Genomic DNA, 15102 nt, shown 5'->3' on the forward strand with positions numbered 1-15102 from the left:
TGGTCGACGCCGCATCACATCGTCGCCTGGAGCAAAAACGGTCCGACCGACCTGGCCAACCTCGTGCTTTGTGTTTCGCTCACCATCGCCTCGTCCACGAGGGCGGATGGCAGGTGGTCAGGGCCGGGTCGCGAGTTCCGCTTCCTGCCGCCCGAGCGGGTGGTGATGCGCCGGGCGCGTGGGCCCGGTGTGCGCTGGGCGGCCTAGGCCGCGCGATCGCGGAGTCGGTGTCTTTTCGACTCGGGGATAGGACCGCCTAGATCGTCTCCACGATCGCCCGCACCGCCTCGAGCTCGTCCGCACTGACCGTGTGGGCCATCCCCGGATACAGGCGCATGTCGACGCGCGCGCCCAATCGCTCGAATACCTCTTTGGCTTCGACCACGCGCTCCATCCGGACGTGCGGATCGACGTCGCTGCAGCCCAGGAACACCGGCGTCCCGTCAAAGCCTTTCGGGTAGTCGCGGGGCGTTCCATCAGGCCCGATCAAGCCCCCGCTCAGCCCGACCACTCCTCCATAGCGACGTGCGTGCCGGGCGGTGAATTCGAGCGTCAGACATGCGCCCTGCGAGAAACCCAGCAGGACGACGCGCTGCTGGGGGATCGTGGCTTCGACGGTGGCCATAAGGCCTTCCAGGACTTCGAGCGCCGAGCTCAGGTACGGCTCGTTGCTCTCCAGCGGGGCGATGAAGGGATGGGGATACCAGGTGCCGCCCGCGGCCTGCGGCGCCAGGAAGGCGAAGCCGGGACGCTCGAGCTCCGCCCCGAGCGTCATGATGTCCGCCGCGCTCGCACCCCGCCCGTGGACCAGGATCATGGCCGCGCGCGCCTTGGCCAGCGGCTCACCCGCCAGCAGCAGCTTCTGACCTTGATGCGGACCCGCCACCCCGAGAAGTTTGGGTCATTGGCGTCGGTACCATGACCACGCGATGAGCGGGGTCTTCGCCTATTCGAATCCGCGCGTCATCCACTGGGGGCCGGGCTCGATCGCGCAACTTGGGCCGGCGCTGGAGCGCGTGGAGGCGACTCGCATCGCGCTGATCACCACGCGATCCCTGATGGCTGAACAGCGGTCGATCAACGCCGTTCGCCAGGCGCTGGGCGGCGCCGAGGCTAGGGTGACCGCGGCCATCGGCCAGCATGCGCCGGTCGAGGACGTGGAGGCCGCGGTGCAGCGCGCGGGCGACGCGGATGTGAACGCGGTCGTGAGCTTCGGTGGGGGCAGCGCAATCGACGCGGCCAAGATGGTCGCCGTGCGGCTGGCCGACCGCGGCGGCCCGGCCGATCGCGGCCTCCCCCACTTCGCGATCCCGACAACACTGTCGGTCGCCGAGCTCGCCTCCGGCGCAGGCTTTACCGACGCGTCGGGCAACAAGGCCGGGATGCGCGATCCCCGCCTGCTGCCGGACGGCGTGATCTACGACGCCGCGCTCACGCTGGCGACACCCATGCGACTGTGGCTGTCGACGGGGATCCGCGCGCTCGACCACGCGGTGGAGGGCATCCTCGCCGAGGGCGAGCATGCCTTCTCCGACGTCATGGCGCTGGAGGCCGTGCGGCGCCTCTTCGGCTCGCTGCCCCGGGCGCTGGCGGCGCCATCGGACACCGGCATTCGCACGGAGAACCAGCTCGCCGCGTGGTTCTCGTTCACGCTGCCCGCCCAATCCGCGAGCGGGCTGAGCCACGTCATGGGCAAGCAGATCGGAGCTCGTTTCGGCATTCCGCACGGCGTCACGTCGTGCCTGTTGCTGCCGCACGTCATGCGCTATCTGGCGCGCAGCCGGCCGGAGCGGATGCGATTGCTGGCGTCGGCGACCGGCGCCGACCCGGCCGGGAAGGTACAGGGGCTTATCGCCTCGCTGGGCCTGCCACACCACATCGCCGAGTACGGGCTGGGCGAGCCGGAGCTGCACCGAGCGGCGGATGAGCTCGCCGGCCGCTACCCGGCTGAAGACCTGCTCGCGATCTATCAGGCGGCCCTGTGAGCCGCTCCCCGCGAAGCGGGGAGGTCAGTGGCGGCGCGGCCGGGAGCGGCGCAGCGAGGTGCCGAGCCGCAGGGGGCGGCCGCCGACGGCTAGCACCTTGCGCGCTGCCTCGACCAGATTCGGATCCGCCCCGTCGGCGGGCATCACCTTGAGCCAGCGGACGCCGGAGATCACGGTGCTGTTCACGCGCAGGGCGGCAAGGAAGCCGGACGGTCCCAACGCCCTCTCCGCCGGGATCCTGACGCTGCCGATCCAGAGCCGGCTCAACCCCTCGATGCGCCCCTGCGCCACGATAGCCTGCAACAGCGTCCGGAAGACGCCCTTGCGCCGGTGGGCGGCCAGCGTGACGCAGTTCCAGATGTACGCCTCACGCCTCCCCGGAGTGATCTCCAGCTCGAGCTCCCCGATCCACTCCCGCTCTGCGGAAAGCCAGCCATAGGCGGCCAGTTCACCGCCAAGCCAGGCGGCAAAGCAGCGGCATCCTCTGGCCAGCCGCATCGCGACCAGGTCGCCCTCCTCCCCCATGGCGGCGGCGATCAGGGACGCCGTGCGTGAATCGACCTCCCTGATCTCAGGGCGATCGCTGGCCGCCCCGCCTCCCCACCCCGGTTTTGCCCGACCGCCCCGCCAGGCGGGGAGATGAGCGGCCCACAGGGTGCTCCGAATCAGAATCGGAAGAAGAGGCCGCGCACCTTTTCGATGACCTCGGGATCGCCGGTCGCCGACCCGCCCGGGAAGCGCCCGAAAACCGTCAGCACGAAGTCCGACGGCGTGAACCGGAAGAGGGCCTGACAGCCCTTGAAGCCATCGGTCTCCGGCTGCGCCGACCACTGACCATCCTTGACCCTGGCTCGCCACTTGCCGCCCCATCCGCCCGACACCTCGATGCCGTAAACGGCGTCGACTCCGGCCGCGGACTTCTGGTCGACCGTGACCTGCATGACGATGAAGCAGTAAGGGATCAAGAGCCCGGCGGTCGCCTCGTCGAGCTCGGCGAGCTTGTCGCCCAATCCGTAGTGGATGTCGTAGGGGTGAATCCCGTAATCCATGATGTGAAACGCGGGATAGAAACCAGCCGGCAGCGAACCCATGTACGGATGCGTGACCATGAAGCCGGTCCACTGGTCGGGCGTGAGCGCCGCGAAGATCTCATCCATCGTCGCCGCGGCGCGCTTGAGGCGCGCGAGCGCCTCCTCCCGCGGCAGCTTGCGGAAATCGAGAGCGTGGTCGTTCAGCGTCTCGCCCATGACCAGCAGGCCGAGGGAGTTGGAGCTCTCGTCCCTCTTGGCGATCTCCCATCGGCTCAGATAGCCCTCGGTGACGTCGATCATGTGGCCGACGAGGTCACGCACCTCCCATTCGGTGCAGCGCGTCTGGACGTTCCAGTTCTTGGGGTCCTCGACCAGGTCGAAGAAATGCCGGCGGTCGCGGCGCATCACGCTCATGACCGTGCTCTTGCCCTCGGCCGCCATCGGATTGACCGGAGCGATTACTGCGGTGCTCATCGGCTCATTCCCCTCCTAGTGGTGCGTTGGCGACCACGCTGCGGATCCGGATCAATGGCCCGCGCCCGTCGTCGCCGTGGTCGGTACGACGATCGGCGTCAGGGTGTGGTCCAAGGTGTCGCGCCTCACTTGGAACCAGGGCGGCAAGCTCAGGGTGGAGCCCAGCGCTTCCGGGGCCTCGTCCACCGTGAATCCAGGGCCGTCGGTAGCGATCTCGAAAAGGCTCCCACCCGGCTCTCGGTAGTAGATTGACCTGAAGTAGTAGCGGTCGATCACCGGCGTCACGTTGAGGCCCGCCTCGATCAGTGCCGCGCGCCAGGCGGACTGTTGGGCATCTTCCGCGGCCCTCCACGCGACGTGATGCACCGTGCCCAGGGACTCCGCTCCGACTGGGCCCTCCGGCGACTCGACCAAGTCGAGCGTGGCGGCTGGGCCGCCGGCTGCGGTTTCAAAGCGGGTCCGGCCGCCGTCCTGACCGGCCCTGCGGAAGCCCATCGTCCTGGTGAGGAGGTCGGCGGTCGCGCCGGCCTCGGCGACCGTGAGGGTGACCGAGTGGAAGCCACGGATCGCATGCTCCACCTCGACCGGGCCCTCCTTCCAGGGTGCCCAGCGGAGATCGGGCTGCGCCCCGCGCGCGACCGGCTCCGAGCCTTCGGCGACCAGCTCGAGCTGGAGGCCGTCGGGATCCTCGAGGACGAGGACGTCGCTGTCGAAACGGCTCCTCCGGCCGGCGTCGACGCCGAGCCGGCGAAGGCGGCCGCGCCAGAACTCGAGCGAACCGTGTGGCACCGCAAACGCAACCGTGGTCACCTGGCCGCTGCCGGTCCGGCGCTTGGGCCAGCTGGGCCAGCCGAAGAACGTCATTGCCGTGCCCGGCGTCCCCAGGTAGTCGCCGAAATACAGGTGGTAGGTGTCGGGGACGTCCTGGTTGATGCTTTTCTTGATGAACCGCAGGCCGAGGACGCTGACGTAAAAGTCGACGTTCCTCTGAACGTCGCCGGTGATGCACGTGACGTGGTGGATGCCGGGCACGTTGGCGGGCAAGATCTGCCTCCTTTCCAGCCGGACCGCGGACCGCGAAAACCTATGTTAGCCCGATGACTGCGCAGGCAACGATCGGTTTCAGGTCAGCTGCGGAGGTGCTCCGACGACTCATCCTCGACCCGGCTCCAGACCTCGCCGGCGAGCGGGTCCTGGATCTCCTCCTGGACGTGCGCGACCAGGCCGATCGCCCTCGCCATGACCGCCAGCCCACGGCAGACCCGCCACGGAATCTCGAGCTCGCTCGCGATGGCCCCGATCGCCCCGGTCGCGTTCACAGGCAGCTCGCGCCGGTAGCTGCGCGTGGCCTCTTCCGAGAGCATCTCCATGAGCCTCACGTGCCGGCCGGAAAAGCCGTTCCTCGCCGCCAGGTCGAAGAGCTTGGGCGTCCGGGGATCGATCGGCTTGTGAAGGGGGTGGCCGAGGCCGGCGATGAACCGCTTTCTTGCCTTGTGCGTGGCCACGATGTGGCGCGCGATGTGGCGCAGGTCGGCCTCCGGTCCGGCCTCGGCCACGGCCTCCTGCAGGATGCGGGCGGCCTCCTCGACGGAGCCGCCGAACCGGTCCCCCATACCCAGCAGCCCGGCGGCGACCGCGGCCTGGAGCGACTCCGGTGCGCCGAAGTAGGTGAGGCGGGCGGCAAGCGCGCTCGGGGTCATGCCGTGCTCCACGAGAGCCACGGCGATGGCGTTGAAGACGGCCGATTCCTGCTGGGTCGGGAGGCGGCCCTTCAGCTCGAGAAACGCGACGTCGCCGAGCGAGACCTTGCCGATCAGCTCCTCGGCGAGGTCGTGGCCGCGGACCACGATCCGGTCGGCGGTGCTCCAGCCGAGGTCGGAGCGCAGTTTCTTGCTTGACCGCCTGCTGCTCATGCGTCTGCCCACCCTACCCTCCCCGCCCAGCGGGGAGGTCACCGCTCACGGCCGATCCACCGTCAACCTCGTCTTGTAGGCGCTATCGCCGAAAGCCGTCTCCGGAATCAGCGTGACCTGGCTTCGAAAGGTCAGCCTCGAATGGATCGCGTTCTGGATCTCGCCCGCAAGCGCTCCGTCAGACGCGTGATCCGCGGGGACCTCGACCTCGATGGGCACCGGCGGCGTGACGCTGACCTCCCCGCCCTGGCGGATCACGCGCGCGCGTCCTGTCACACGCGGCCGGAAGTCGCCGACCACGGACAGGATCGCAGTCGGGTACACGTTCACCCCGCGCACGATGAACAAGTCATCGCGCCGTCCGAGGACCCGCATGCGAAAGCCGGTTCGCCCGCATTCGCAGGAGGTGCCCTCGATGCGCACGATGTCGCCGCCGCGAAAGCGCACCACCGGCATGGCCTTCCGGGTCAGAGTCGTGTAGACGAGCTCGCCGACCGCGCCGGTTTCGATCGCCATCGGTTCCTGCGTGTCCGGATGGATGAGCTCCGGCCACACGTGCCCCGCGCCGCAGAAATGCATGCCCTGCTGGTGCGCGCACTCGCCGAAGAGCGAGGGCGCGATGTCACCGATGCCCATGACCTCGGTGACGGTGGCGCCAAGCACCCTCTGGATGTGATCGCGGATCGCCGCGATGCCACCGCCGGGCTCACCCCCGGTCACGACATGGGTCAGCGCGAGCGCGCCCGGCTCAGGATCCTTCTCGAGGCGGTTCGCCAGGTATTGCGCAAAGGACGCAGTCGCCAGCAGCGTGTCGGCGAGTTTCATTCGCAAACCGAACAGCACCCTGCCGGTGTCGCCCGGCGCGACCGGCACCGAGCGCGTCCCGATGCGCAGCAGCACGAAATGCGTATGGCCGGCGACGAACGGTCCCGCTCCGAACGTCGTCAGCACGCTGCTGTGCTCATGGATGCCGGTGGCGTAGTACGTGCGCGTGCCCATGACCGTCCAGATCTCCATGTCGGCTCGGGTCAGCGCCAGGATGCTCGGCGCGCCGGTCGTGCCGCTGGTCTGGTAGATGCGTTTGACCTGGTTGGGATCGACGCACAGGTTGGTGCCGAACGGAGGGTCTTCATCGAGGGCGCGCCTGAGCTCCTCCTTGGTGGTGAACGGGAGCCTGGCGATGTCGGCAAGGCCGACGAAGGAGGAGCCTGCGCCCGCCTCGCGGAACTTACGCGCGTAAAAAGGGGAGGCCTCTCTCAGGCGGCGGAACTGCCGGTCCCACGCCGCGGCGCCGACGCGGAAGGTCTCTTCCCTCGGCGCCGTTTCGATCTCTCTTTCCCAGATCCAATCGCGCTCGCAGTCATCGCCCTTCAGCCGGCTGCCGCTTGCGGGCTTGGTTTTCTCGGTTGATTCCACTGGCGGACATGATGCGCCAGGCGAGCGGCTGGGGATGCGCTTACCGCGCCGGCGGGCCCGGCCGCCCTGGTGCGAGCTGAGGCCGCCCAGGCAACGCCTGGGCGGCCTCCCAAGGCAAGAGATGGTCAGAGGGTGATCGAGCCGTCGAGGAGAGTCCCGCCGGCGGCGTAGCCGTCGCTCAATGTCAGGCTCGCCGCCCCGATTCCCGCGCCGCCCCCGACCGCGACCAGAGTGAACTTCACGGGGTTTCCGTTATGCGTGCCGGTGCCCGAAATCGTCACGTTCGAGAGTGCGTCGTTGAAGGTGATCGCCGAAACCTGGCCGGCCTGGAAGCTGTCGCCGGTGCTCGGATCGTCAGCCTGGATCGACTGCGCGGCGCCGTCCTCGCACGCATCCTGGTCGAATCGCACCTGCGCCTGGCCGCCATGTCCGTCGGGCACGTGCCCGTCGCCGTCGGCTTCATGGCAGGGGCCGGGACCGCCGTTCTGGACCGAGGCCTCGAAGTCGTTGCAGCAGACGCCGTCGATCTCGAGCGGGACCGTGTCCGACTCGGCCGTGGCGTTGCTCTCGTCGCCCTCCCGCAAAGTCGCCGCCAGTGTGTAGGCGCCGACCTCCTCGAGCCGGCTGCCGGCCGTCGGGCCGCCGATATCGGCGACGTTGACGCTGACCGTCAGCGTGCAGGGGTTGGTGGCCGAGGGCGCCGCCGGACACCCGATGGTCCCGCTCTCCGTCTTCCCGGTGAAGGTCGGACCGGCGCCCGGCTCCGGGTAGGTGAGCACGTGCGGGAAGCACGCGGAGACCGAGCACAAATCGATGCTCTGGGCCGCTCCGGCGTAGAAGCTCGGCCGGTTGGAGGCACTGTTCTCCATGGCGGCGTAGTAGATGGTGTTGCCAAGCTGCCAGCGGGTGAGGTACTGCAAGTTGGTGGCGCCCGGGATCCCCGCGAGCGTGGGCGCCGGGTTGGTGAGGTCGCCTCCGACCTGCATGGTCACGTTCAGAGTCTTGCCGTCAGCCGAGAGACTGAGCTGGCTTGAGCGGATGTCCATGCCGGGCTGGTTGGTCCCGCCGATGACCGGGTACAGGGCGTCACCCGCGGGGTCGGGCAGCCCGCTCACCGGAGCGTTCGACGGACCAGAGACCGCGGTGCCGAACAGGCCCATGCCCGACGACTGTCTCGCGACTGTTATCACGCCGGCGCCCGAGTGGTCCGCGACCTGCGGGATGCTGGATGGGATGGGATTCTGGATCAGGCCATTGGAGGTGTCGTCGTAGACGATCTCCGCGGCGCCCGAGCGGTCGATGTTGACCTGGAAAAAGTCGGCCAGGTTTCGGTTTCCGGTGGAACGGATGCAATCCGTCCCCGTGAGGCAGATGTCGTCGTAGTGCATCGGATGCGGCGTCACCTTGACCAGGGTGGCGACGGGCGCCGCCCCGGTGAGGCTCGAATCCGTGCCGGTCGGAAAGACGACCTGCGACATGAAGACGTTCCAGGTCTGCTGGTTGTGACTGCTCGGATCCACCTGCTTGTCGGAGCCGTACCAAACGGCATCGGCACGACCGGGCCCCCCGGCCTTGATCCACGGAAAGACGTTGGCCGCGTCGCCGGTCGCACTCGATCCGTCGCTCACCTGGATCGGTGTCGACCAGTCGGCCCAGCCGCTGGCCGCGGAGGCCGCGCTGACGAAAACCTGACGTTGGGCCGGGTTGGTGCTGCTGATCGCCCAGACGGCGAAAAGGTTGCGTCCGCTGTCCATCGAGAGGACGGAGAAGAGCGTGTCCGGAGAGCCGGTGGGCGTATCGGCGATCCTGATGAGCCTCGTCAGATCCTGGCTGCCGTTGCCGCCGTCGTCCAGGAAGTGCAGCGTGCCGGTTGAATCAGGCGTGCCGATGTTCAGCCACAGGCCGGTCGACCTGCAGCCATTGGCCGTGGTGCAGCCGGCCGCCTGGAAAACCTTGCCGGTGACCTGGTCGAGGGCCGGGTAGCCGTCAGCGCCGAACGGCGTGTACATCACGCCCGTACCTGATGGGACCTCACCCGCGGTGGCGTTGATGAAGTCGAGGCCGTCGGTGCTCATGTTCCACTGCGCGCCACCGTTGGGGCCCGGACCGATGAGGTTGTTGTACTCCAGGTAGATCAGTGGCGTCTTGCCGTTGGCGGCGCGGTAGGCCGATTGGTTCGGGGTGTCCGGCGACGGGTCGTACACAGCCAGCCACTGCCGGTCGGCGCCCGGGGCGTTGGCGGTGCCGCACCCACCGGGGTAGACGTTCTCCTGGTCCGACGCGCCGGAGTTCGTGGGCCCGGTCACCGCGACCCGCAAGCACACGAGTCCGTACAGGTCGGCGAAGTACTGCTTGCCGCTACGGTCGAAGTTGATGTCGGTGTCGCCACCGCCCGGCTGAGGCGCGGGGATGCCGACGATCGAGGAAGGGGTCACCTTCTGGGCCATGACCCGGTAGGTGTGGCCGCCGTCCACGGATCCGAACCAGGTGCTTCGCTGCGTGCCGGTCCCGGTGGGGCCGCTGACGAAGACGCGGCCGAACGGGTCGACCGCGATGTCCGGCTCACCGTTCGTGTGGATGGGGTCGACCAAAGTCGGGGTCTCGAAGCCGATCGGGGAGATCGCGGTCGCCCCGGTTCGCGGGGCGGGCGCCAGGGCCAGCGCCCCCGCCGCCAGCGCGGCGAGCGCGGATGACGCAAGACGGGTACGGACCATGCTCACTACCCCCTAATGCAGACGGCACCTCTGAGCACGGGGGCGCGCGGAGCCAAGGACTGGAAATGCGCGGTCACGACGACCGCACGCCGGCTGATCGGACTCATCTTGCCATCAGCTCCTCGGTGCCTTGCCAGAGGCACCGCTCCCCGCATCCATGCCACCACCGGCCGTGGTAGCTCCGCCGACGTATACCACGGCCTAAACAGCGCGTCAATGCCGCAATTGATTGACACCACGGGTCGTGGTGGATTGACGTTTGAGCGGGCCGCGACCGGGTGGCCGAGCTGAGGCAACGAGCCCGCTCAATGCTCGCTCGTGTGGTGGGTGGCAACCTCCTGAAGGTGAGCGACCAGGTCAGCGCTGGCGGTGGAGCCGCGGCTGAGGATTGCCGACACGTGGCCGTTGAGCTGCCGTTTGTCTTCAGCGGTCAGGTCTTTTGCCGTCAGCACCATGATCGGGGTCGCCCGCGTGGCCTCGTCAGCGCGCAGTGCTTCCACGACGTCGAAACCCGTCACCCCGGGCATCATGAGGTCGAGCAGGACGAGGTCCGGTCGGGCGGAGAGCGCCATGCGTATCGCTTCACGACCGCCGCCGGCCACGGTAACCGTGTAGCCGGCCGACTCCAGGACCTCGGCTAAGAACTCACGGTTGGGCTGCTCATCGTCAACCACGAGCACATGGCGGTGGTCGCGCCCGGCGCTGGGCTCGAAATGGAACCGGCTGAGACGCTGGAGCAGATCTTTGGCGGGCACGGGTTTGACGAAGTAGTCGAGAGCGCCAAGCGCCTTGCCCAACGCCGGATTGTCGACGACGCTGACCACGATGACGGGAATGTCCTTGGTCGAATCATCCTGCTTCAGTCGGGTCAACACCTCCCAGCCGTCGATGTCGGGCAGCAGGATGTCGAGCGTGATCGCCATCGGCCGCAACTGTCGCGCCTTGGCCAGCACCCCCGCGCCCGTTTCTGCGACCTCCGTCTGGAATCCGCCCTGCTCGAGATTGCGGCTCAAGAGCTCGGCGGCCTGCGGGTCGTCCTCTCCGATCAAGACGAGGCGTCCCGCCGACCGTGGGTCCGCCTTTTGGCCGGCTTCGACATGGTCGCCGGCCGGCGCAGCTCGCTCCGGGCCCAAAAGGGGTAGGGACAACGTGAACGTGCTGCCTCTGCCTGGTTCACTGGCGAGCTGAACGTCCCCCCCGTGGAGTCTGGCCAGGCGGCGCGTGATGGCCAAGCCAAGCCCAGTCCCAGGAGTCCGGTTCCCGGCGCCGGCGTGGAGTTGCTGGAACTCCTGGAAGATCCGGGCCTGGTCGGCTTCGGCAATACCGATCCCGGTGTCGGCGACTGAAATCTCGACGGTGTTCGTCGTGCGCTGGGTCCGAATCGCCACCGAACCGCCCTCGGGGGTGAATTTGATCCCATTCGACACCAGGTTGAGCAACATCTGCCTCACCTTGGCGGGGTCGGCGACCAGTTCGCCGGCACTGCCTGCCTCCACTTGTAACGCGATCCGCTTCTGGTCGGCCAGCGGTTGAGCGGTGCTGATCACCTCCGCCACCGCTGCCTCCACCTTGACTGATTCCAGTTGAAGATCCATCCGGCCGGCCTCGATCTTGGAGAGGTCGAGAATGTCGGTGATCAGGCCGAGCAGGTGCCTGCCGCTGCGGTGGATGTTCTGGAGGAAAACCCTCTGCTGCGCGGCTGTGAATCTGCCTTCGGCATCGTCGATCATCAGCTCCGCAAAGCCGAGGATCGCGTTCAAAGGGGTGCGCAGCTCGTGGCTCATGTTGGCGAGGAACTGACTCTTGGCCTCGTTCGCGGCCAGCGCCGCCTCGGCCAGTCGCGCCTCCATCCGCAGGCGGCGCCGCTCGAGGGCCCTGGCCACTGCCGCACCCAGGCGCGCCAGCCGGTCCTTGAACACATAGTCGGCGGCTCCGCTCTGCATGAGACGCACGGCCGCCTCTTCGCCGATGGTTCCCGAGACGACGATGAAGACGACGTCCAGCCCGAGTTCACTCAGCGCGGCCAGCGCCTGTTGGGCGTTGAACTGAGGCAGGGTGAAGTCGGCGACGATGACGTCGAGGTCGGGGGTGAGGTGAGCGAGATAGCCCGACTCGGTGTCCACCCGCTCCCATTCGGGCTCAAACCCGGCAGCGGTGATCTCTCGAATGGCCAGCTCGGCGTCGGCCGAGTTGTCCTCGAGCACGAGCACGCGGATCTTGCGGTAGCGCTCGACGGCCCGCCGCGCCTCCTCTCGCAGGAGGCGCCGCTCGAGAGCCTTGGCCACCGCCGGGCCCAGGCGCGCCAGCCGGTCCTTGAGCAGGTAGTCGTCGGCTCCGCTCTGCATGAGGTGCACGGCCGTGCCTTCGCCGACGGCTCCCGACACGACGATGAATGCGATGTCCAGTCCCCGTTCGTTCAGCAGGCTCAGCGCCTGTTGCGCATCGAACTGAGGCAACGAGTAGTCGGCAATGATGACGTCCAGGTCGCTGGTCAGGTGGGCGAGGTAGTCCGCCTCGTTGTCCACCCGCTGCCATTCAGGTTCGAAACCTGAGGCGGCTATCTGCCGAATGGCCAGCTCGGCGTCGGCCGGATTGTCCTCGAGGACGAGCACGCGGATGGGATTGGCCACGCGATCAGGCTTCCCGAACCGACGGCTGGTTTCGGTGCGGTCCTGGTACCGCGGGCGCCTCCAGATTTACCCGAACTGTCCTCCTGGGTTGATGAACGGTATCCGTCTCCGACCTGTCGACAAGCGGGAGGCGCAAGGGTCGGACCAACGCTCACCCCTCCGCGCGGGGCACCGTTTCGTTCAAGAGAAGCCAGTAGAGGCCAAGCTGGGCGATCGCGCCGGAGAACTCCGCGAAGTCGATCGGTTTGCGCACGAAGCTGTTGGCGCCGGAGGCATAGCCGGCGAGCCGGTCCTTCTCCTCCTTGGAGGAGGTCAGGATGACGACGGGCAGGAGCTTGGTTCGCTCGTCCGCGCGAATGCGGCGCAGCACCTCGATGCCGTCGATCTTTGGCAGCTTGAGATCGAGGAGGACGACCGTCGGAAGCTCGGCGGTGTTCCGGCCGGCGTGGGCTCCTGTGGCGAACAGGTATTCGAGCGCCTCCACGCCATCGCGCATGATCACCACCTCGTTCTTGATGTTGTTCTTGCGCAGCGCGCGGAGGGCCAGCTCTTCGTCGCGCTGGCTGTCCTCGACCAGCAGGAGGATCTTGTCCATCATGCGTGCGCCTCCTCAAGGGTGAAATAGAACGTCGCGCCCTGGTCCACCGCTCCCTCGGCCCAGACCTTGCCGCCGTGTCGACTGACAATCCTTCGCACCGTGGCCAGGCCGATGCCCGTGCCCTCGAACTCGCGAGCGGTGTGCAGGCGCTGAAACACGCCGAACAGCTTGTCCACGTACGTGGCATCGAATCCGGCGCCGTTGTCGCGCACGAAGTAGACCGGCGGGCGCTCGTCGGTCCTGGCGGTGAACTCGATCCGCGCGGCCGGCCGCTTGCCCGTGAACTTCCAGGCGTTGCCGAGTAGGTTCGTGAGCACGATATCGAGGAGCCGCGGGTCGGCCCGCGTCACCAGACCATCATGGACGACCAGTTCGACCTGGCGGTCCGGCTGCAATTGCCGCAGCCTCTCGATCGCCGACCGGGCGAGCTCGCTCAGATCCACGCGCTCGCGGCGGAGGTCGGCCCGGGTCACGCGGGACAGATTCAAGAGGTCGTCGATGAGCCCACCCATCTGCTGCGCCGCCTCGCGGATGTGCTTCAGGTACCTCGAACCGTCAGCGTCGAGGCGGTCGGCGCAGTCTTCGAGGAGGGCCTGGCTGAAACCATCGATGCTGCGCAGGGGAGCGCGCAGGTCGTGGGCGACCGAATAGCTGAACGCCTCGAGTTCCTTGCTCGCCCCCTCGGCCGACGCCTTGGCGTGTCGCAGAGCTTCCTCGACCCGCTCGCGTTCCGCGATCTCGTTGCGAAGCTCGACGTTGACCTGGCCGACCTTCTTTTTTTCGAGGTCGAAGTCGTCGAGGATGTTGAGGGCTGCGCGCTGCGTGTCCGCCAGGCCGGCCCTCTCCTCGGCCGAGTCGTCCAGGATGTTCAGGATCGCCTTCTGCGTGGCCTCGAGGAGTGTCTTCTCGCCGGCGAAGTCGTCGAGGATGTTGAGGGCGGCGCGCTGCGTGTCGGCCTGGCCGGCCTTCTCGCCGGCCGAGTCGTCCAGGATGTTCAGCATTGCCCGCTGCATTGCCTCGAGCCGTGTCTTCTCGCCGGCCGAGTCGTCGAGGATGTTGAGGACGGCGCGTTGCATACTGGTCAGCCGAGCCCTCTCTTCGGCAGCGTCCTCGAGGATGTTGAGGATGGCGCTGGCGTAGCTGCGCGCGTCGACCGGCCCGCCGTCCCTGAGCACACTCGGGCTGTCGCTATGCGCCGCAATCATTCCTTGACCGACCTGTTCTTCAGCTCCTCGATCTCGTTTTTGAGCTCGATCATCTTGAGTTCGCGCCCGACGGTCAGCTTCTGGAAGCGCTCAAGCTCCGCGAGCCTCTCCAGCTCCTTGCCGCGCTGCTCGGCGATCTCGGCCTCGACCTTCTTCTGCACGGTCACGTCGCGCGCCGCCGCGAAGACGCCGAGCACGTTGCCGCGGACATCCTTGTAAACCGAGGCGTTGTACAGGACCTCGGTGAGCTGCCGGTTCCGATGACGGATCGTCAGCGGGTAGCCGGTGACCGATCCCTTGGCGAAGACCTGCTGGTAGCCCTCACGCGCCTTGTCAGGCTCAGTGAAATAGTTCGAGAAGTCCGTCCCGATGAGCTCTTCCCGCGGCACACCGGTCACCTTGATGGTGGCTTCGTTGACGTCGGTGATCTTGCCCTCGGGGCTGATGGTGACGAGCGGGTCCAGGCTGGACTCGATGAGGCTGCGCGCGTACTGGGAGGCGGCGAGCACCTGCTCCTCGGCTCGCTTCTTCTCCGAGATGTCACTCGACATCAGCAGGTAACCGATCGGACTGCCAGAGGCATCATTGCGGCGGGTGATGACGACGCTCGCCGCGAAGCGCGCGCCGTCCTTGCGGACGCGCACGAACTCCCCCTCGGCCAGTCCCTTCTGGAAGGCGGTCTCGAGCAGCTTCTTGACGGCACCGGATTTCAGGTCCTCCGGCGTGTGCAGGATCTCGGAGTTCTTGCCCAGGATCTCTTCCGCCGTGTACCCGTAGTTCCGATGCGCTCCCTCGTTCCACGAGAGAATGCGGTGGTCGAGGTCCTTCCCGATGATGGAGTACTTGATGGAGCTCTGCAGGATGTTGTCGAGGAGGTTCTTCGTCTCGGCGAACTCGCGCATGACGCGGCTGGTTTCGGTCACGTCGCGGGCGGCGGCGAAGACGCCGAGCACCTTGCCCCGCGCATCCTTGTAGACCGAGGCGTTGTAGAGGACGTCGGTCAGCCGCCCGTCCTTGTGCCGGATGGTCAGCGGGTAGTCGGTGACGAAGCCCTTGGCGAAGACCTGCTCATAGCCCTCGCGGGCCTTCTCCGGCTCGGTGAAGTAGTCGGAGAAGTCGGTCCCGACCAGCTTCTC

Annotated in this window: 12 protein-coding genes; 1 reads left to right on the forward strand and 11 read right to left on the reverse strand. The window is 67.5% G+C overall.

Annotation, left to right across the window (positions count from 1 at the left end):
* Positions 1-256 precede the first annotated feature (256 nt).
* The gene (locus EPN29_13200) at positions 257-886 is read right to left on the reverse strand and encodes a phospholipase (GenBank protein ID TAN31442.1); all 630 of its coding nucleotides are present in this window, start codon (positions 884-886) and stop codon (positions 257-259) included.
* Between the two features lie 43 nt (positions 887-929).
* Here EPN29_13200 and EPN29_13205 point away from each other — a divergent pair, with 43 nt between their 5' ends.
* On the forward strand, positions 930-1985 hold the full coding sequence (locus tag EPN29_13205; GenBank protein TAN31443.1) for a maleylacetate reductase: 1056 nt from the start codon (positions 930-932) through the stop codon (positions 1983-1985).
* 24 nt (positions 1986-2009) lie between these two features.
* Here EPN29_13205 and EPN29_13210 read toward each other — a convergent pair whose 3' ends face one another.
* From EPN29_13210 to EPN29_13255, 10 genes are all read right to left on the reverse strand, one after another.
* Positions 2010-2510, reverse strand: coding sequence for a GNAT family N-acetyltransferase (locus EPN29_13210; protein ID TAN31444.1), 501 nt, complete (start codon positions 2508-2510; stop codon positions 2010-2012).
* A gap of 140 nt (positions 2511-2650) precedes the next feature.
* A complete protein-coding gene (locus EPN29_13215; protein ID TAN31445.1) occupies positions 2651-3490 on the reverse strand; it encodes a maleylpyruvate isomerase family mycothiol-dependent enzyme in 840 nt (279 codons plus the stop codon).
* Between the two features lie 51 nt (positions 3491-3541).
* Positions 3542-4534 (reverse strand): ring-cleaving dioxygenase, encoded by a 993-nt coding sequence (locus EPN29_13220; GenBank protein ID TAN31446.1) that lies wholly within the window; start codon positions 4532-4534, stop codon positions 3542-3544.
* Between the two features lie 83 nt (positions 4535-4617).
* Complete coding sequence (locus EPN29_13225; GenBank protein ID TAN31447.1) at positions 4618-5403, reverse strand: citryl-CoA lyase; 786 nt, start codon at positions 5401-5403, stop codon at positions 4618-4620.
* A 45-nt stretch (positions 5404-5448) separates the two neighbouring features.
* Entirely contained in the window at positions 5449-6819 is a 1371-nt protein-coding gene (locus tag EPN29_13230) for a phenylacetate--CoA ligase family protein (GenBank protein ID TAN31448.1), read from the reverse strand.
* A gap of 125 nt (positions 6820-6944) precedes the next feature.
* The gene (locus tag EPN29_13235) at positions 6945-9533 is read right to left on the reverse strand and encodes a hypothetical protein (GenBank protein ID TAN31449.1); all 2589 of its coding nucleotides are present in this window, start codon (positions 9531-9533) and stop codon (positions 6945-6947) included.
* Positions 9534-9838: 305 nt separating this feature from the next.
* On the reverse strand, positions 9839-12163 hold the full coding sequence (locus EPN29_13240; protein TAN31450.1) for a response regulator: 2325 nt from the start codon (positions 12161-12163) through the stop codon (positions 9839-9841).
* Positions 12164-12314: 151 nt separating this feature from the next.
* Positions 12315-12761 carry a response regulator gene (locus EPN29_13245; GenBank protein ID TAN31451.1) on the reverse strand — a complete coding sequence of 149 codons (447 nt, stop codon included), beginning with the start codon at positions 12759-12761 and terminating at the stop codon, positions 12315-12317.
* Complete coding sequence (locus EPN29_13250) at positions 12758-13966, reverse strand: hypothetical protein (GenBank protein ID TAN31452.1); 1209 nt, start codon at positions 13964-13966, stop codon at positions 12758-12760. The genes EPN29_13245 and EPN29_13250 overlap by 4 nt, the downstream gene beginning before the upstream one ends.
* Positions 13963-15102: PAS domain S-box protein (locus tag EPN29_13255; GenBank protein ID TAN31453.1), on the reverse strand; the 1140-nt coding region annotated here is incomplete at its 5' end. The genes EPN29_13255 and EPN29_13250, both read right to left, overlap by 4 nt.

The sequence above is a fragment of the bacterium genome, assembly GCA_004299235.1.
GTDB lineage: Bacteria > Chloroflexota > Dormibacteria > Dormibacterales > Dormibacteraceae > SCQL01.